Origin of the sequence: Bradyrhizobium barranii subsp. apii (genome assembly GCF_011516635.5) — a bacterium.
In the GTDB taxonomy this organism is placed as follows: domain Bacteria; phylum Pseudomonadota; class Alphaproteobacteria; order Rhizobiales; family Xanthobacteraceae; genus Bradyrhizobium; species Bradyrhizobium barranii.
In genome coordinates, this window is record NZ_CP096255.1 from 4,835,251 (window position 1) to 4,852,616 (window position 17,366).

The 17,366-nt window shown below is 63.8% G+C and carries 15 protein-coding genes and 3 pseudogenes; 13 read left to right on the forward strand and 5 right to left on the reverse strand.

The genetic code is table 11. From position 1 onward, the window contains the following. Position 1: 1 nt before the first annotated feature. The 3 genes and pseudogenes from HAP41_RS22955 (at position 2) to HAP41_RS22965 (ending at position 2,367) form a co-directional block, all read left to right on the forward strand. On the forward strand, positions 2-388 hold the full coding sequence (locus HAP41_RS22955) for a RidA family protein (protein ID WP_166096980.1): 387 nt from the start codon (positions 2-4) through the stop codon (positions 386-388). Positions 389-429: 41 nt separating this feature from the next. Then, positions 430-1,127 (forward strand): annotated as a pseudogene (locus tag HAP41_RS22960) (L-2-amino-thiazoline-4-carboxylic acid hydrolase). Positions 1,128-1,323: 196 nt separating this feature from the next. Then, positions 1,324-2,367 carry a medium chain dehydrogenase/reductase family protein gene (locus HAP41_RS22965; protein WP_166096979.1) on the forward strand — a complete coding sequence of 348 codons (1,044 nt, stop codon included), beginning with the start codon at positions 1,324-1,326 and terminating at the stop codon, positions 2,365-2,367. A gap of 250 nt (positions 2,368-2,617) precedes the next feature. Here the strand turns inward: HAP41_RS22965 and HAP41_RS22970 are convergent, their stop codons facing one another. The 4 genes from HAP41_RS22970 to HAP41_RS22985 all read right to left on the reverse strand — a co-directional run bounded on the left by HAP41_RS22970 (position 2,618) and on the right by HAP41_RS22985 (position 6,734). Continuing rightward, positions 2,618-3,646, reverse strand: coding sequence for an ABC transporter permease (locus HAP41_RS22970; RefSeq protein WP_166096978.1), 1,029 nt, complete (start codon positions 3,644-3,646; stop codon positions 2,618-2,620). A gap of 12 nt (positions 3,647-3,658) precedes the next feature. Then, positions 3,659-5,161, reverse strand: a complete 1,503-nt coding sequence (locus HAP41_RS22975; RefSeq protein WP_166096977.1) for a sugar ABC transporter ATP-binding protein — start codon at positions 5,159-5,161, stop codon at positions 3,659-3,661. Positions 5,162-5,167: 6 nt separating this feature from the next. Continuing rightward, positions 5,168-6,190 (reverse strand): sugar ABC transporter substrate-binding protein, encoded by a 1,023-nt coding sequence (locus tag HAP41_RS22980; RefSeq protein ID WP_166096976.1) that lies wholly within the window; start codon positions 6,188-6,190, stop codon positions 5,168-5,170. Positions 6,191-6,329: 139 nt separating this feature from the next. Further along, positions 6,330-6,734 (reverse strand): globin, encoded by a 405-nt coding sequence (locus HAP41_RS22985; protein WP_166096975.1) that lies wholly within the window; start codon positions 6,732-6,734, stop codon positions 6,330-6,332. Positions 6,735-7,231: 497 nt separating this feature from the next. Between HAP41_RS22985 and HAP41_RS22990 the strand changes: the two genes are divergently transcribed. The 3 genes and pseudogenes from HAP41_RS22990 to HAP41_RS23000 all read left to right on the forward strand — a co-directional run. Continuing rightward, the gene (locus tag HAP41_RS22990) at positions 7,232-7,606 is read left to right on the forward strand and encodes a DUF2946 domain-containing protein (protein WP_175618088.1); all 375 of its coding nucleotides are present in this window, start codon (positions 7,232-7,234) and stop codon (positions 7,604-7,606) included. 84 nt (positions 7,607-7,690) lie between these two features. Continuing rightward, positions 7,691-10,096: a TonB-dependent receptor family protein gene (locus HAP41_RS22995; RefSeq protein WP_166096974.1), complete on the forward strand. Its 2,406-nt coding sequence runs from the start codon at positions 7,691-7,693 to the stop codon at positions 10,094-10,096. Between the two features lie 26 nt (positions 10,097-10,122). Continuing rightward, positions 10,123-10,416 (forward strand): annotated as a pseudogene (locus HAP41_RS23000) (exo-alpha-sialidase); the annotation flags it as partial. Positions 10,417-10,424: 8 nt separating this feature from the next. Here the strand turns inward: HAP41_RS23000 and HAP41_RS23005 are convergent. Then, positions 10,425-11,267: an IS5 family transposase gene (locus tag HAP41_RS23005; RefSeq protein ID WP_166096973.1), complete on the reverse strand. Its 843-nt coding sequence runs from the start codon at positions 11,265-11,267 to the stop codon at positions 10,425-10,427. Between the two features lie 82 nt (positions 11,268-11,349). Here HAP41_RS23005 and HAP41_RS23010 point away from each other — a divergent pair. The 7 genes and pseudogenes from HAP41_RS23010 to proS form a co-directional block, all read left to right on the forward strand. After that, positions 11,350-12,270 (forward strand): annotated as a pseudogene (locus tag HAP41_RS23010) (sialidase family protein); the annotation flags it as partial. Further along, a complete protein-coding gene (locus HAP41_RS23015) occupies positions 12,267-12,764 on the forward strand; it encodes a TlpA family protein disulfide reductase (protein ID WP_166096972.1) in 498 nt (165 codons plus the stop codon). The pseudogene HAP41_RS23010 and the gene HAP41_RS23015, both read left to right, overlap by 4 nt. 28 nt (positions 12,765-12,792) lie before the next feature. Further along, positions 12,793-13,314: a copper chaperone PCu(A)C gene (locus HAP41_RS23020; protein WP_166096971.1), complete on the forward strand. Its 522-nt coding sequence runs from the start codon at positions 12,793-12,795 to the stop codon at positions 13,312-13,314. Further along, positions 13,314-13,748 carry a hypothetical protein gene (locus tag HAP41_RS23025; RefSeq protein ID WP_166096970.1) on the forward strand — a complete coding sequence of 145 codons (435 nt, stop codon included), beginning with the start codon at positions 13,314-13,316 and terminating at the stop codon, positions 13,746-13,748. The genes HAP41_RS23020 and HAP41_RS23025 overlap by 1 nt, the downstream gene beginning before the upstream one ends. A gap of 20 nt (positions 13,749-13,768) precedes the next feature. After that, on the forward strand, positions 13,769-14,287 hold the full coding sequence (locus HAP41_RS23030; RefSeq protein WP_166096969.1) for a YcnI family copper-binding membrane protein: 519 nt from the start codon (positions 13,769-13,771) through the stop codon (positions 14,285-14,287). Further along, positions 14,287-15,849, forward strand: a complete 1,563-nt coding sequence (locus HAP41_RS23035; protein WP_166096968.1) for a copper resistance CopC/CopD family protein — start codon at positions 14,287-14,289, stop codon at positions 15,847-15,849. The genes HAP41_RS23030 and HAP41_RS23035 overlap by 1 nt, the downstream gene beginning before the upstream one ends. Before the next feature lie 151 nt (positions 15,850-16,000). Further along, a complete protein-coding gene (gene proS, locus HAP41_RS23040) occupies positions 16,001-17,320 on the forward strand; it encodes a proline--tRNA ligase (protein WP_071913420.1) in 1,320 nt (439 codons plus the stop codon). Positions 17,321-17,366 lie beyond the last annotated feature (46 nt).

The window sequence follows — 17,366 nt, forward strand, 5'->3', positions numbered from 1 at the left end:
CATGGCTCACATCGTCAACCACAATCCCGCAACGGTCCATCCTCCCGCCGGCGGTTACAGCATGGGACTTGAATTGACGCAGCACCGCCGTCTGTTGTTCATCAGTGGTCAGGTGCCCGAGAAAACCGACGGCACCGTGCCCGAAGGTTTCGAGGCGCAATGCGCGCAGGCCTGGCGCAACGTGATCGAGGTGCTCGCCGCCGCGGGGCTTGGCGTCGAGCATCTGGTCAAGGTCACCACGTTCCTGACTGACCGGACTCAAGTCGTGACCAACCGCACCATTCGCAGCAAGGTGCTCGGCGAACATCGGCCCGCGCTGACGGTCGTGGTCGTCGAGACCGTTGACAGCAAATGGCTACTCGAGATCGAGGCGATTGCCGCGGAATGAAGCCAGCTTCGCCAACCCTGCAATGAGCCCTCAGGTGTCCAATGGCTGAGAACATCCATCCCTTCTACGAGACGCATCGGAGCGCCATGGAGACCGCCATGCGCGATCGGCTCGACCTTGCCGAAGCGATGTTGCGCGAGCGCACGCATGTCACCGACATCGACGGGATCCGGCGGGAGGTGATGGACGAATTCGAGATCGTGCTCACCCAAATGCCCTATGTCGGCGGCGCGGCAAGCCGCATGAGCGATTTCTTCATGCGCCTGATGGGGTTCGTGGCCATCAGCCGGGTGCTGCGACGACACGGCTGCCTGTGATTGGCGAGATCGAGCGAGACACCTACAAGGCGCAATTGCTGACCGTATCAGAAGCGAAGCGTCTCGCCTCGGGGCGGCAATTCGTGTCGCCGGAGAACCTGGCCTTGCTGCGCGAGCAGGCGGCAAGGAGCGTTACAAAAGCTCATCAGGAAGAGTTTCCGGAAGACTTCGTCTACGATTTCGTCGAGCCGGGTCCGCAAGACAGCTTCGAATTCGGCATCAACTACAAGGCCTGCGGCTTCTGCAAGCTCGCAGCGCGTCACGGGGACAAGGACATCCTGCCGAATATCTGCGGCCTCGATTTCGTCGCCTACGCAGCGCGCGGCATCCGCCTGGAGCGGACACAAACATTGGCGGGCGGCGCGAGCCACTGCAATTTCCGCTTCTCGCGGCTCCCGCCGGATGAGGCCGCGAACCCATAAATCGGCCGCGCTGACGGCTCGCGAAACTCCGCTACGCCCCGGTAGCGATCAAATTGCGCATCGCATGCTTTGAGCCAGATCAAGGTAGAACTCCAGGCCGGCCATATCCTCAATGCTTGCCGACGTGGCGATGCAAAATAGCTGCAAAAGAGTGCCCGTCCTTGCGCTGGATCACGACATTGCAAGGAGATCGCCGATGATGGAGCCGCGCAATCGAGTTGTTCAAGTCAGCCTCTTCGGTGATCCCGAGAGGCTGGAGGTGGTCGACGCTCCCTTGCCGACCGCCAGCCGGGGCGAGCTGCGGGTCCGTGTACTTGCGTCGAGCCTCAACTACACCGAGGTGTTGATCAGGCGCCATCTATACCCGCAAACGATGGGCCTCCGGCCGCCGTTCGTAATGGGCTACGACGTGGTCGGGGCAATCGATCAGCTCGGTGAAGGCGTGCATGACTTTCAGATTGGCGACCGCGTGGCCGACATGACGGTGGTCGGGTCAAACGCTGACTACCGCACGCTTCGGGCGAACGACGTGGCCCGCGTGCCGGAGGGCGTAGACGCGGCGGAGGCGGCCACACTGATCTTGAGCTGGACGACCGCGTACCAGCTTCTGCACCGCGCGGCCCGGGTCCAGCGAGGCCAGCGCGTGCTCGTGCACGGCGCCGCCGGCGCCGTCGGCCAGGCGCTGCTCATGCTCGGGAGATTGGCCGGCATCGAGCTGTGGGGCACCGCGCGCGGCGAGCACATGGCGCTCGTCCGAGAGCTAGGGGCAACGCCGATCGACTACAAGCATGATGACTTCACGCGGGTCCTGCCGGGCGGGTTCGACGTTATCGTCGACGGCGTTGGCGAAGACGGCTATCGCCGCTCATACGCGGCGCTCAAGCCAGGCGGCCTGCTCTGTGCCATCGGTTTCTCGGCGAGCGTGCAAGCACAGCGTCGCATGCTCCCTATCGTGATGGAGATCGCGCGCCTTTACCTGTGGAGATTGTTGCCCGGCGGCAAGCGGGCCCGGTTTTACTCGGTAAATGCCATGCGGGCGCGACATCCCACCTGGTTCAAGGAGGACTTGGAGCGTCTGTTCGGGCTTTTGGCAACTGGTGCCATCCGGCCGCGCATCGCCGAGCGGATCTCCTTCGACGAGGTCGCCGATGCTCACCGTCGCCTCGAGACTGGTGGCCTCGAGGGCAAGCTCGTGCTGTGCCCGGATCTCTCGTCGCGACACAACCAGCGCGCCGCCTGAAACGGCGCTCCAGACATGTATCCGCGGATAGATTCCTGGATTGCTTCGCTGCGCTCGCAATGACGGAGTTTGGGTCGCGGTCCTGAGCCCATCGGCCTTAAAGGCACGGCGCCATGATGACGTTGTGCTCCTGTTTTGCCCGACGTGTCAAACGTCGTTGCGGCGGGGGCTCAAGCCACCTCGCGCCAAATTCTTCAATGATTTGTACTGTGCATGGGGTTGTTTTCGCGTTTTTTGTTTTGAGGGCTGCCTACTCCGCTGCTTTTTCCCTGAGCCGTTGCGCGTAGACGTTGATGACCAGCGCCGCCAGCAGGATCAGGCCGCGGATCAGGATCTTCAGGAAGCTGTCGATGTTGACGTGGTCGAGGCCGTTATTCAGGACACCGAGAACGAACAGCCCGATGATGGTGTTGCCGATGCCGCCGCGGCCGCCGAACAGGCTGGTGCCGCCGACGACGACGGCGGCGATGGAGTCGAGCAAATAGGTGTCGAACTCGTTCTGCTGCGCGCTGCCGAAATGGGCGACGCCGAGCATGCCGCCGATGCCCGAGCAGACCGCCGAGATCACCATGACGGCGCCGAGGATGAGCTTGACGTTGAGGCCGGAATATTCGGCCGCCTCGCGGTTGCCGCCGACCATGTAGACGTAGCGGCCGAAGCGCGTGTAGGTCAGCACCAGATGGCCGCCGAGCAGCATGATGGCCGCGACGATGACGATCCAGGGGATGCCGCCGATCGAGCCCGAGCCGAGCGTGGTGATCAGGCCGGGCACCTTGTAGGCGATCTGGCCGCGCACCAGCAGCGCCGAGACGCCGGCCGCGATCTGCATCATGGCCAGCGTCATGATGAAGGAGGGGATGCCGATCACGGTCAGTCCGAGCGCGTTGACGAGGCCGAGCAGCGCGCAGAGCAGGATCGACAGGATGATCGCGACCGCGCCGGGCAGGGGAATGTTGGCGATGTTGACGTAGGATTCCTGCAGCGTGAAGTAGGCGACCGCGATGCCGGTGACGTTGGCGATGCTGGCGATCGAGAGGTCGATCTCCGCGCAGAGGATCACGAAGGTGAGGCCGACCGCGATGATGCCGGTCACCGACACCTGCGTCAGGATGTTGCCGAGGTTGTCCAGCGTCGCGAAGGAGGGGCTGGCAAGGGCGAAGAAGGCGGAGAGGAAGATCAGGGTGAGGAACGGCGCGATGTTGCGCATCTGCGAGCGCAGGAAGGGCGCAACGCCGCGCGGCCGCTGACCCGCCGCCAAAGCCGTCTCACTGCTCGCCATGGTGCTTCTCCGTCACGCCGCTTCCAGCAGGCGGTCCTTGCTGACCGGCTCGTTCTTGAATTCCCGCACCAATGCCCCGCGCTTGAGCACGAGGATGCGGTCGGCCAGCGACAGCACCGTTTCCGGCTCGGTCGACAGCACGATGACCGCGAGCCCCTTGGCGCGGAGATCGCGGACGATGTTGATGACGTCGTTCTTGGCGCCGACATCCATGCCCCGGGTCGGCTCGCACAGCACCAGCAGCTTCGGCGGATAGGTCAGCCATTTTGCCAGCGCGACCTTCTGCTGATTGCCGCCGGAGAGCATGCCGAGATCGAGACCGACCACCGGCGGCCTGATCTGCAGCTGCTCGACCTGGCGCCTGGCGATATCGCGCTCCTGCGCCGGCTTGAGCAGCAGCGATGAGATGCGGTCCAGAATGCTGATCGAGATGTTCTTGTAGACCGGCTCCTGGTGGAACAGCATGGCACGCCGGCTCTCCGGCACCAGCGCCACGCCGGCGCGCCGCGCCGCCGCCGTGCTGGCGAAGGTTTTTGGCTTGCCCTCGACGGCGAGCGTGCCGCCGTCCGGCTTCAGCTTGCCGAACAGGATGCGCGACAGCTCCTGCTGGCCGCAGCCCATGAACCCGTAGATGCCGAGCACCTCGCCGGCGCGCGCCTCGAAGGAGATATCCTTCAGGCTGCGGGCCAGTGACAATTGGTCGACCTTCAGGACCACGGAGCTGTCGCTCGACCGTGGCAGCATGAGGTCATCGGTGTAGCTGTGCTCGAGCGCTTCGCCGCCGCGGCCGATCATGGCCTCGATCAGCGCGCCCTTGCTGGTCGCAGCCGCCGCGGTCTCGGCGACCTTCCGCCCGTTGCGGAACACGGTCACCGTGTCGGACACAAGCAGGATGTCCTCGATGAAATGCGAGATGAAGACGATCGCAGTGCCTTCCTCGCGCAGCCGCCGCAGCGTCGCGAACAGCCGCTCGACCTCGGGCGGGGAGAGGGCGGAGGTCGGCTCGTCCAGGATGACGATGCGGGCGCCGGAGAACAGCACCCGGGCGATCTCGATCAGCTGCTGCAGCCCGATCGGGAGGTCGCCGAGCCTGGACATCGGATCGACGTCGATGCCGAAGCGGGCGAGCTGCTCGCCGGCCTCGCGCGCCATGCGCCGCCATTGCACGAGGCCGAACCGGTTGGTCGGCTGGTTGCCCAGGAACACGTTCTCGGCGACCGTGAGATCGGGCGCGACGCTCAGCTCCTGATGCACCATGGCGATACCGGCCGCGTGCGCATCGCGGGCGGAGCGGAAATGCGTCTCCTTCCCGTCGATCAGGAAGCGGCCGGAGAATTCGCTGTGCACGCCGGCGATGATCTTCATCAGCGTGCTTTTGCCGGCGCCATTCTCGCCGACGAGACCGTGGATCTCGCCGGGTGAGAGCGCGAAGTCGACACCACGAAGCGCCTCGACGCCGCCGAAGCTCTTCGTGATGCCTTGCAGTTCCAGGATGGGCGAACGAACCTCAGGCATGGAGGCTCAGATCAGGAAGTGATCCTGCATCCACTGCATCCCGGCGGCGTTGGCCTTGGTCACGACCGGGCCGTCGGTGACGACGTTCTTGGGGATTCCCTGTCCGCTCTTCTCGCCGCCGACCACGGCGGAAACGCCTGCGATGATGGCGCCGCCATGGATGTGGCAGGAGGGATTGCGCACGGTCGCGAACATGCGGCCTTCGCTCACCGCCTGGATCGCCGGCGGCATGGCATCGACGCCGCCGATCAGGATGTTGGTGCGATTGCGCGCCTTCATGATGTTGGCGGCGGCGAGCGCCATGTCGTCATTGTGGAAGAACGCCGCGTCGATCTGCGGATATTTGGTCAGGTAGGTTTCCCAGAGGCGCGCTGTTTTCGACACGTCCCAGTCGGCAGGCTGGGTGTCGAGCACCTCGATGTTCGGGAACTGCTTGACGACGGTGTTGAAGCCCTTCGCCCGGCCTTGCGCGCCGGTATGGCCGAGCGCGCCCTGCGTCATGATGATCTTGCCTTTGCCGCCCATGGCGTTGCACAGCGCCTGCGTCACGGAGGCGCCCATGAACTCGTTGTCGGGGGCAAGGAAAGAGTGGACGTTGATCTGGTCGAGCGGGGCAATCAGCGTGTCCATGTCGATCACCGGCGTGCCGGCATCGATCATCTTCTGCACGGGCTGGGTGAGGGTGCCGATACCGAAGGCCTGGATCGCGACGAAGTCCCACTTTTGCGAGGCCATGTTGTCGATCGCCGCGCGCTGCTTCACCGCATCGAGCTGGCCATCGAACCAGGTCACCTCGACATTGAACAGCTTGCCCCAGAATTCCGCCGCCTGCTTGCCCTGGGCGCACCAGGTGGCCTGGAGGCCCGCATTGGAGAAGGCCGCCTTCAGCGGCTTCTCGGATCGTCCGACCTCGGCTGCAAGGGCGGGGTTTATGCCCATGCTGCCGAGAAGGGCAGTCGCGGCGCCGGCGGTCGCCGCCGCCTGAAGAAGATCGCGCCTCGTCGTCGAGAAATCTTTCGTCCCGGACATCGCTCGCTCCCATAAAATTTTCGTCGGCGCGTCATTGATTGCGCGACCGATGTCCGAAAGTCTCTCACAAGAGTTCCTGCCACTCAATCTGCAATCGATCGCGAGATCGCCGCAGCTCGTGTTGGTGCAGCGCAAAGCGTCAGGCCGGAATAGTGGCGAAGGCGTCGATCTCGACGAGCAGCTGGTCCCAGGCCTGCGCGATTTCCGGCGACCACTCGTCGCCGAGCAGGTCGCGCAGCGCATCCCTGATGACGGCGAAGAACGCGATGAACAGGTCGCGCGGGGTGCCGTAGCCATCGTGCGAGGCGACCTCGCAAGCGATTAGCCTGAAATGGCCCCGACGCTCACCGGCGAAGTCGAGGATTGCCTCGATCGTCAGCGCAAGCATCGATCCCATCACCAGCTCGCTGCCCTGCGAGCGGAACATGGTCTGCGTTTCGGGATGCTGTTCGAACAGCCGTTGGTAGACGAGTGGCGTGAGATCCGCGCAACGCGAGGCCGCGAGTTCGAAGCTGTTTTCGATTGGATTAGAGGGAGCGCTCATCGGCATCGAAGCCATGCGGGCAAAAGAGCCTTGCGGGCAAAAAAAGAGCGGGGCCCTGGCCCCGCTCGAAAATTGTGTCGACCCTATTATCCCCGATTCTAAGATTTGCTCTGGATTGACGGGGCGACGCTGCGTTTTGCGCGCCAGGGGCTCCTCCCGAGACTTGGACCACCAGACTTCGACCTCGCGGCCAGCCTGAGCAAGAGGGATGCTAGATCAACTTTTCTCACTTGTCATCATTTTCGGCAACGATTGTTCAAAATTAGAGCAGCTGACGAAATGATCGGGCTGTTCACCCCGTAACTGTATGACAAATATAAGAAATCTGTGGACGGGGCGGGTTGCCGGACTGCCTCAAATGCCGGACGTCCCATCCCGTGGGGCGGCAGGAGCACAGTTTTCGAGAAATTTGCGCTGCGCCAAGAAGCCGGCGGAACTGACCTCGACTCAGGTCTCGGCGAGGTGTTTAGTTCGTAGGCGAACGAATGGCTCGGCGGATGCGCGCACGGCTGCAAAAATTCCTACCCCTGGTCCTGCTCGCTTTGGCGATGCAGGTGCTGGCGCCGATTGCCGCCTGTCTGGCGGCCGGCCAGGCCGTGGCCGATCCGTTGTCTGCCGGCGTCATCTGCCACAGCGCCAGCGAGCAGGGCGGTCTGGACGACCAGACCGGCGCGCCGACCGCACATGGCGCCGCGTGCGCGCTGTGCTGCCTGGCGCAGGCAGGCGCATCGCTCGATTCGCCGCCGCACGTTGCGCTCGCCATTCCCTTCCGCCACGCCGCGCGCGTGGTGTGGCATGCGGCGGATGTATCCGCCGTCGCGATCCATAAGGGCACAAGCGCCCAGGCGCGCGCACCACCTCAATTTTCCTGACGACCCCCGTGATTGCCGCGGTCCGTCCGCTGGCGATCGATGCTGTCGAAGGGCCGGAGAGAAAGCCGGCGTCAGGAATGCCCCATGTTACGTTGTCATGCCCGCCGTGGCGTGAGCGTCGTCGCGGTCCAGGCCGCGCTGCTTGCGTCGTCGAGCGGAGTCTTTGCCCAAAGCACCAACTCGGAGCTGCCGGCGGTTACCGTTGAGGCGCCGCAGACTGGCCGTGCCAAACCAGTCACCCGGCCTTCGCGGCCGCGATCCGCTTCGGCCGGCCGCGCAGCGAGGCCCGTTACGCCGAGTGCGAGCGTCGGCGCGTCGGCCCCAAACCGGGCCGTGACGGCCAGCGCTGCGCGAGCCGGTCTCAATCAGGCGCCAACCGGCCAGACCGAGACGACCATCTATCGCAGCCAGTTCGACAACCGGCCGGCGGTTACCGTGGCCGACGTGCTGCGCGAGAGCCCCGGCATATCGGTGAAGCAGGGCAACGGACCCCGCGATATCGGCATCTCGATCCGCGGCTCCAACGCCCGCAATGGCTTCGGCATCCGCAATCTCGTGATCTTCGACGACGGTTTTCCGGTGACGCAGCCGGACGGCCTGTCGCGCAGTGACCTGATCGATCCGCGGGCCTACAGTGCGATCGATGTGATCCGCGGCCCGTCGTCGGCGCTCTACGGCAACTATGCCACCGGCGGCGCGCTCAATTTCCGCACCCGCCCGGGCGGCTCGATCGATGGCGCCGAATATGGCGTCGATGGCGGCAGCTACGGCTATCTCAACAATTATCTCGCGGCCGGCAAAAAGGTCGGGAACTTCGAGGGCTCGCTGTTCGCAAGCGACACGCGAGGCGACGGCTATATCGGCAATAGCTGGTTCAATACGCAGACCGTCAACTTCCTCGGCACACTCAAGGCGACGCCGGACGATCGTTTCACGGTCAAGATCATCAACAACGACCTCAGCGCGCGGCTGCCGATCCGGCAGTCGCTGAACCAGTACTATCAAAATCCCTTCCAGCAGGGCTGCGCGACCGGCGTCGCGGCCGCGCCCGGATGCGGCACGGTCACACTGTTCAACAACGGCTTCAATGCAACCGCCGGAACCGACAAGGAGACGGCCGTGCAGGCGGGGCTCGGCCGCAATGACCGCCGCACCATCGTCGGCGGCCGCTGGGAGCACGATTTCGACAACACCACGACCTGGCGCAACCAGTTCGTATTCGACGACAGGAACATCAATCAGCCGACCGGCACGACCAGCGCGATCGGAGATTTTCCCTCGTACAATTTCATGAGCGACGTCACCAAGCGGGGCGAGATTCTCGGCCTGGAATCGACCACGTTCTTCGGTGCCTTCTACAACACCCTGACGGCCTCGAGCGACACGCGGAACGTCATGCCGGGGGGCAATGCCACACTCGGCAGTCTGTCGAGCAATCTTTATAGCCAGACGACCGATTACGGCGTTCGCGCGCGGGAAGAGCTCAAGCTGACGACATCCTTGACGGCTGTCGCAGGCATCGGCTGGGAAACTACCGTTCTCAAGGGGATCAACACTGCATATGCGTACGCTGGCCCCACTGGCATTACCACGACGACGCTGACGACTGCGGACAGGCAATTCCAGAACACTGCGCCTGAACTAGCGTTGCTCTATACGGTGAACAACGAGTGGGTGCTCAGGGGGCGGGTTGCTACGGGGTACGGCACTCCGCAGGTTTCGAACCTGTTTGTCCTGCCGAGTGGGCTGTCGGGCAACAATACCCAGCTCCAGGCTCAGAAAAATCTGGGCTACGACCTCGGTTTCGACTGGACACCGAACAACACGCTCAAAGTCAGCGCGACGGGCTTCTACGAGTTCTTTCGCGACGAACTTGTATCGCAGGCAACACCTGTCAATTCACCTAACACGAGCTACACGTTCAATGCGCCGCGCTCGGAGCATCGCGGCATCGAGCTTGCGGCCGACTGGAAGTTCTATCCGGGCTGGCGGTTTATGGCGGCGTACACCTACCTCGACGAGGTCTATACCGAGTATGTCGAGAACATCACCAATGGCGCAGTGTTCAGCTTCAACCGGGCCGGCAACAAGATCCCCGGCATTTCGCCCAACGAGCTGACAGCCCGCGTTGGCTACGACGAGTTTGCGGGGCCACTGGCAGGTCTCGGTGGCTTTGTTGAGGTCCAGTGGAAGGACTCCTTCTACATGGACAATGCAAATCTGTTGAAGGCGCTGGGTTACGAGCTGGTCAATCTGAACGTCCACTACAAGACCGATCTGGTGTCCGACACTTTCAGATCCCTGAACCTGTTCCTCGAAGTCAGGAATGTTTTCGACCGCACCTACGTCGCGTCGGCAAACAACATCGCCAATACGGTGACGGCGGCCGGCCTTCAAAATCCTGCGAGCGTGCTCGCAAACACGACGGGATCGATCTACGCGGGCTCGCCGCGCCTGTTCGTTGCGGGTATGAAGGTGGCATTCAGATGATCCGGGCTCTCGAAGGGAATAGGGCCATGGTCCGAAGTGGCTTGCTTGGGATAGTCACTCTTGCATTCCTGCAAGGTGCGGCGCTCGCGCAGATGCACGGTCAGCATGCCTCGGAAGCGGCGTGCGAGGAGCCGACGCTGCGCTGCGCAACCAAGGTGACGCCCGCATTCGGACCGGACGGAACGCTGTGGCTGGCCTGGATGGCGGGCGGGCAGGTGTCGGTTGCGAGTTCGCCGGATGCGGGGCGCGGTTTCTCGGCGCCCACCCAGGTCACGACGAAGCGGCTGAACCTTGATTGGGGACCGGATGCGCGGCCTAAGAGCCTGACTCAAAATTGCATTGCTGTTTTTATGGCTGCGATGCGCCTTGTCATGAGTTGGACGGAGGCGAGGAAGAGCCAGGCAGTTGCGCTTTCGATGGTTCGCTCGAAGTCCTTGGCCAATCTGCGGTTGCGGCCGAGCCAGGCGAAGGTTCGTTCGACCACCCAGCGCCGCGGAAGCACCTCGAAGCCCTGTGCGGCATCGGAGCGCTTGATGATCTCGACAGTCCACCGGCCGATCTTTTCCAGCACCGCCTTGAGCTTTTCGCCGGCATAGCCGCCATCGGCGAAGATATGGCGCAGCCAGGGGAAGCGGTAGCGAATGCTGCACAGGACATCTGGCGCGCCATCGCGATCCTGGACGTCGGCAGCGTGAACGATCGCGCCGACCAGGAGCCCTTGGGTGTCGGTGACGATGTGGCGCTTTCGACCCTTGATCTTCTTTCCCGCGTCGTAGCCGCGAGGGCCGCCGCCTTCCGTGGTCTTGACCGATTGGCTGTCGATCACGCCAGCCGTCGGCGAGGCTTCCCGGCCGATCGCCTCGCGCGCCAGCATCAGAAGTGCGTGGTTGATCGATTGCCACAATCCGCTGTCGCGCCATTGGTAGAAATAGTACTGCACCGTGGTCATTGGTGGAAACAGAGTGGGCGGCAGCATGCGCCACGGCAACCCGCCGCGCAGCAGATAGAGCACCGCCTCGACGATGTCGCGATAGCTCCATTTCGGACGCCGTCCACGCTTGGCCCGCACAGGAAGCAACTCCTCCAGCACGACCCATTCCGCATCCGTCAAGTCGCTTGGCAAACGCAGCTCCTCTCGGGCAAACTGTGCCCGGGTGATATCAGTCCACATTCCTCGATCCCTTTGATGCTTCGCAACACCAATGGAATCAGAACTCGCTGATATCACTCAACTTATTTTTCGGTCGGACACTAAGATCGTGGTCGACCGCAAGGGCGGCATCGCGCTCGCATTCTCGATCTTCAGGGATGAGGCCTTCAACGGACAGGTGCTCTACACGCGATCCAGCGACGGCGGGAAGAGCTTTGCGGAGCTGAGGCCCATCACCGCCAACAATGAGAGCCAGCGCTTTGAGGCGCTGGCGCTCGATCAGGACGGAACGGTCTTTGCGGCATGGCTGGACAAGCGCAATCGCGTTCCCGCGAAGGAGGCGGGACGGAAGTACGAGGGAGCGGGGCTGTTCTTCGCCTCGTCGCGCGATGGCGGCGCCACCTACGCGGAGGCGAAGCTTGCGCGTGACAACACCTGCGAATGCTGCCGGTTGGGGCTGGCATTCGCGGCGCCCGGGCGTCCGGCCGTGATCTTCAGAAATATCTTCGAGGGCGGCGTGCGCGATCACGCGGTCATGACCTTCGCCGACGTCTCGACGCCGGGGGAAATCCATCGGGTCAGCAATGACGACTGGCAGATCAACGCCTGCCCGCATCACGGACCGAGCCTCACCGTTGCGCCGAACGGGACCTATCACGTCGCCTGGTACACGAACGGCAAGGCGCGCAAGGGACTGTTCTACGCCCACTCGCGCGACGAAGGCCGCACCTTCTCTGCGCCCATGGCGCTGGGGCAGCCGGGCCGCAATCCGACGCGTCCTTACGTGCTCGCAAGTGCTGTGGGAACGGTGATGGTCTGGAAGGAGTTCGACGGCGAGAAGACCTCGGTCCAGATGATGATTTCCCGCGACGATGGCGAGAGCTGGTCGCCGCCGAAGACGATATCGAGCACGACCGACACATCCGATCATCCCTTGCTCGTTTCCAATGGCCAACAGGTCTATTTGTCATGGATGACGAAAGCGGACGGCTATCGGCTCACAGCAATCGAGGACCAGCCATGAGACGTCGATTTGCAGGCATTCTGGGTCTGGGTATCCTGGTCGCGTCAACGGCTACGCTGGGAGCAGCGCCGGCCCTGAAACCGTTCGAGCGCGGCACCTGGCAAGGCGTCCTCAGGGGGCATGCGGGCCGCCCGACGCTCGTGCATTTCTGGGGCGTGACCTGCGGGCCCTGCAAGGTCGAGCTGCCGCTGCTCGGGCAGTTTGCGAAGGACCATCCCGGGATCGACGTGGTCACGATCAGCGCCGATCTCGTGCCGAACTTGCCGACGGCAACGCAGTCGATGCTTGACAAGGCGGGGCTGTCGTCGACCGAGAACTTCATCTTCAACGACGGTTTTGTCGAGCGTTTGAGGTTCGAGATCGACCCCGCCTGGCAGGGCGACATTCCCCGGACCATGCTCATCTCCCGGGACGGGACAATCACGACGATCGAAGGCTCGGCCGAGATGGCCGATCTCGAAAAATGGTCGGGCCAACAGCTCGCCACACACTGAAATTCAATCTGCAAACGGGAATACTGATATGAAGACCATGTTGAAAGATGTGCTGCTCGCAGCGTTCGCTCTCGCGCTCTGCGCAGCACCAGCGGCGGCCGAGGACGTCAAGGCCGGCGATCTCGTCATCTCGCAGGCCTGGAGCCGGGCGACGCCGGGCGGCGCCAAGGTCGCCGGCGGCTATCTCACCATCGAGAACAAGGGGACAACGGCGGACAGGCTGGTCAGCGTTTCCGCCGACATCGCGGGGAAGACCGAGGTCCATGAGATGGCGATGGACAACGGTGTGATGAAGATGCGTCTGCTCGACAAGGGGCTCGTGATCGATGCCGGCAAGACGGTGAAGCTCGCGCCCGGCGGCAATCATCTGATGCTCCAGGAGCTGAAGGGGCCGTTCAAGCAGGGTGACAAGGTACCGGTGACGCTGGAGTTCGAGAAGGCCGGCAAGGTCGCCGTCTCCCTCGACGTCCAGGGCGTCGGTGCGCAGGCGCCCGGCGACGGCGGGCACATGATGAAGAAAATGCCGGATCATTCGGGAATGAAGATGTGATGAAACAGATCAAGTCTCCGATGACCTCGCCTCGAAATTTCGCGGGCCTTGCGCTCGCGATGGCTGCCTTGCTGTCGGTTGCCGCGACACCGCTTGCGGCGGCGACGGACGACGACAGCTTCTTCACCCACCTGCACACCGAGAAGGCGATGGCCAATGTCACGATCTCGCCGGGCCGCGCCGGGCCGGTCGAGATCGCCATCCAACTCGAAACCACGGACGAGACGCCGCTCACGGCCAAAGCCGTGTCGGTGACGCTCGTTGACACGCAGTCCGGCAGGAAGCTCGCGCCGGTCGAGGCCTCGCGCGACGGCGAGGACAGCTGGCACGTGAAGGTCGCGCAATTGACGCCCGGACGCTGGATGCTGGGTCTCGGAATTTCGATCTCCGAGGCCGATCATGTCAGTGTGGAATCGCCGATCCTGATCAAGTGACGATGTCGAAGGGACCAAACATGTCGAAGAGATCCTGCCTGTTCCTGATCGCCGCGCTGGCCGCGTCGCCTGCATCGGCGCATATCACGCTCGAGACCAAGCAGGCCACGGTTGCTTCCTATTACAAGGCCGTCTTCGCCGTGCCGCACGGCTGCGCGGGTTCGCCTACCGTGAAGATCAGGGTGCAGATTCCGGAAGGTGTGATCGCGGTGAAGCCGATGCCAAAGGCGGGCTGGAGCGTCGATGTCGTCGAAGGCAAGTACGCCAACGAATACGACTATCACGGCAACAAGCTTTCCTCCGGCGTCAGGGAGGTCGCCTGGTCCGGCGGCAAGCTGCCGGACCACAATTACGACGAGTTCGTCATCAGCAGTTTTCTGACCGACAGCCTGAAGCCGAACACGACGCTGTATTTCCCTGTCGTCCAGGAGTGCGAGACCGGCGTCAGCCGCTGGATCGAGATTCCGGTGGACGGGGCAGGGCATTCGCATGAGGGCAAATCGCCGGCACCGGGCGTGAAGCTCTTGCCAAAGCCCTGATGCGCCTGCTCGCCGCGCTCGCGACGCTCCTCTGCGTTGTCGGCTTCACGACCGGCGCGTCCGCACATGCGGCGCTCGTCGCGGTCGAGCCGGCGAGCGGCAGCATGCTTGCGAGCGCGCCGAAGACGGTGGAGCTGCGCTTCAACGAGGCGGTGACGCCCGGCGCAATCCAATTGATCGACGGTGCCGGCAGGGCGCGGGACGACGCGCGCGTCAGCGCGTTGGGCGAAACGATCTCGGTCGCGATGCCGCCCGACCTGCCGCAAGGCACTGCTGTCGTCAGCTATCGCGTGATCTCGCAGGACGGCCACCCCGTCGCGGGATCGGTGATCTTTTCGATCGGCATGCCGACGGGGACGCAACCTCCCGCCAATGCGGATCGCGGGTTGAATGTGCTGATCTGGCTGGCGCGGGTCGGTCTTTATCTCGGGCTGTTCGTCGGTGTCGGAGGCGCGTTCTTTGCGCGCTGGGTTGCGTGGTCAACGACGGGGATGACCGTTCCGCGCGTAGCGCTCGCCATCGGCATTCCGAGCGCCGCAGCGTCCGTTGGCGCGTTGGGCCTCGATCTCCTCGGGCTGCCGCCGGCGGCTCTCGCGACGGCCGCCCCGTGGAAGGTCGCGTTCGCGACCAGCGCCCGCCCCGCGCTGCTGGTTGCGATTGCCGCGATGCTGCTCGCGTTGATGGCGCTACGCAGCGCATGGTATGCGCGCGCTCTTGCGATCATCGCGCTGGTCGGCGTCGGTCTGTCGCTTGCCATGACCGGGCACGCCGCAACGGCGCCGCCGGAGGCGTTGACCCGGCCGGCGATCTTTCTCCACGGCCTCGGCGTCACCATCTGGATCGGTGCTCTCGCGCCGCTGGTCGCGCTGGTGTCGAAGCCGACGACTGCGACGCTCCCCGTCGTGAACCGCTTTTCCCGCATCGCTGCGCTGGCGGTCGGCGTGCTGGCCTTGACCGGCCTCGCACTCGCGATCGTTCAGCTCGAAAAGCCGGTCGCGCTGGTCGAGACCCGCTACGGACTCATCCTCTCGATCAAACTTGCATTGGTCACGGGATTGCTGGCGCTCGCCGCGCTCAATCGGTTCAGGCTGACACCGGCCCTGGCCCGGGACGGGAATGGGACGCCCGCGCTCAAGCGCTCGATCCTGCTGGAAGGTGCGATTGCACTCGCTATCCTTGCCGTCGTCGCCGGCTGGCGCTTCACGCCGCCGCCGCGAACGATCATTCCCGAGACGCCGCTAGCGATCCACATCCACAGCGACAAGGCGATGTTCCAGGTGCTGGTGTCTCCTGGGAAACCCGGCGTCGACGATTTCGTGCTCCAGCTCATGACCAGCGAGGCGACACTGCTCACGGCCAAGGAGGTGACGCTGACCCTGAGCCTGCCGGAGCGCGGCATCGAGCCGATGGAGCGGGGCGCCTCGCTCGGGCCGGACGGCTACTGGCATGTGCGCAAGGTCGAGCTCCCCTTCGCCGGCCGCTGGCATGTGCGGATCGACGCGCTGGTGACCGATTTCGAGAAGGTCACGCTGGAGGACGAGCTCGATCTGGGGCTGCCTTAAAGCGCGCCGGTGCGGTTCATGCTGAACCTGAAGGCAACGGAAAAATGACAGGAATTCCGCCGCCTTAGCGGCTTTTCCTCATTCCCGGTCTTGTGTTTTCGCTCCCAATCCGCTTTCACTGCAGGCGATCACTGATTCCCAGAGTATTGCCATGCGGTTGTCGCGATTCTTTCTGCCCATCCTGAAGGAAAATCCGAAAGAGGCGGAGATCGTCTCGCATCGGCTGATGCTGCGCGCCGGCATGATCAGGCAGGAGGCGGCCGGCATCTATGCCTGGCTGCCGCTCGGCTTCCGCGTGCTGAAGAAGATCGAGCAGATCGTGCGCGAGGAGCAGGACCGCTCCGGCGCGCTGGAACTCTTGATGCCGACGCTCCAGCTGGCCGACCTCTGGCGCGAGAGCGGCCGTTACGACGCCTATGGCCCGGAAATGCTGCGCATCGCCGACCGCCACAAGCGCGAGCTGCTGTATGGGCCGACCAACGAGGAAATGATCACCGAGATCTTCCGCGCCTACGTCAAGTCCTACAAGAACCTGCCGCTCAACCTCTATCATATCCAATGGAAATTCCGCGACGAGCAGCGTCCGCGTTTCGGCGTGATGCGTGGCCGCGAGTTCCTGATGAAGGACGCCTATTCCTTCGACCTCAACGAGGCGGCTGCGCGGATCTCCTACAACAAGATGTTCGTCGCCTATCTGCGCACCTTCGCGCGGATGGGGCTGAAGGCGATCCCGATGCGCGCCGAGACCGGCCCGATCGGCGGCGATCTCAGCCACGAGTTCATCGTGCTTGCGGAGACTGGCGAATCCGGCGTTTTCATCAATCGCGACGTGCTGGACCTGCCGGTGCCGGGCGAGGACGTCGACTATGACAGCGACCTGACGCCGATCATCAAGCAATGGACCTCGGTCTATGCGGCGACGGAAGACGTGCACGACGCCGCGCGCTTCGAGCAGGAAGTGCCTGCGGACAAGCGGGTGAACACCCGCGGCATCGAGGTCGGGCAGATCTTCTATTTCGGCACGAAGTATTCCGATGCGATGAAGGCACTAGTTGCGGGCCCCGACGGTGTCGATGTGCCGATCCATGGCGGCTCCTACGGCGTCGGCGTCTCGCGCCTGCTGGGCGCCATCATCGAGGCCTGCCATGACGATGCCGGCATCAAATGGCCGGAGGCGGTGGCCCCGTTCCGCGCGTCGATTCTCAACCTCAAGCAGGGCGATGCCGCGGTCGATGCGGCCTGCGAGAAGCTCTACGCCGAGCTCACCGCCAAGGGTGTCGACGTGCTCTACGACGACACCGATCAGCGGGCCGGCGCCAAATTCGCCGCCGCCGACCTGATCGGCATCCCCTGGCAGATCATGATCGGGCCGAAGGGCCTCGCCGAGGGCAAGGTCGAGATCAAGAAGCGCAGTGACGGCTCTCGCGAGACGATGTCGCCTGCGGACGCGGTCGCCCGGCTGGTCGGCTGAATATTGTTCATCGCGCGATATCGCGGCCGCCAATCCGGCCACAATT

Coding starts and splice junctions, on each gene's coding strand:
- HAP41_RS22955 (WP_166096980.1), top strand. CDS start 2: ATGGCTCACATCGTCAACCACAATCCCGCAACGGTCCATCCTCCCGCC.
- HAP41_RS22965 (WP_166096979.1), top strand. CDS start 1,324: ATGATGGAGCCGCGCAATCGAGTTGTTCAAGTCAGCCTCTTCGGTGAT.
- HAP41_RS22970 (WP_166096978.1), bottom strand. CDS start 3,646: ATGGCGAGCAGTGAGACGGCTTTGGCGGCGGGTCAGCGGCCGCGCGGC.
- HAP41_RS22975 (WP_166096977.1), bottom strand. CDS start 5,161: ATGCCTGAGGTTCGTTCGCCCATCCTGGAACTGCAAGGCATCACGAAG.
- HAP41_RS22980 (WP_166096976.1), bottom strand. CDS start 6,190: ATGTCCGGGACGAAAGATTTCTCGACGACGAGGCGCGATCTTCTTCAG.
- HAP41_RS22985 (WP_166096975.1), bottom strand. CDS start 6,734: ATGAGCGCTCCCTCTAATCCAATCGAAAACAGCTTCGAACTCGCGGCC.
- HAP41_RS22990 (WP_175618088.1), top strand. CDS start 7,232: ATGCGCGCACGGCTGCAAAAATTCCTACCCCTGGTCCTGCTCGCTTTG.
- HAP41_RS22995 (WP_166096974.1), top strand. CDS start 7,691: ATGTTACGTTGTCATGCCCGCCGTGGCGTGAGCGTCGTCGCGGTCCAG.
- HAP41_RS23005 (WP_166096973.1), bottom strand. CDS start 11,267: ATGTGGACTGATATCACCCGGGCACAGTTTGCCCGAGAGGAGCTGCGT.
- HAP41_RS23015 (WP_166096972.1), top strand. CDS start 12,267: ATGAGACGTCGATTTGCAGGCATTCTGGGTCTGGGTATCCTGGTCGCG.
- HAP41_RS23020 (WP_166096971.1), top strand. CDS start 12,793: ATGAAGACCATGTTGAAAGATGTGCTGCTCGCAGCGTTCGCTCTCGCG.
- HAP41_RS23025 (WP_166096970.1), top strand. CDS start 13,314: ATGAAACAGATCAAGTCTCCGATGACCTCGCCTCGAAATTTCGCGGGC.
- HAP41_RS23030 (WP_166096969.1), top strand. CDS start 13,769: ATGTCGAAGAGATCCTGCCTGTTCCTGATCGCCGCGCTGGCCGCGTCG.
- HAP41_RS23035 (WP_166096968.1), top strand. CDS start 14,287: ATGCGCCTGCTCGCCGCGCTCGCGACGCTCCTCTGCGTTGTCGGCTTC.
- proS (WP_071913420.1), top strand. CDS start 16,001: ATGCGGTTGTCGCGATTCTTTCTGCCCATCCTGAAGGAAAATCCGAAA.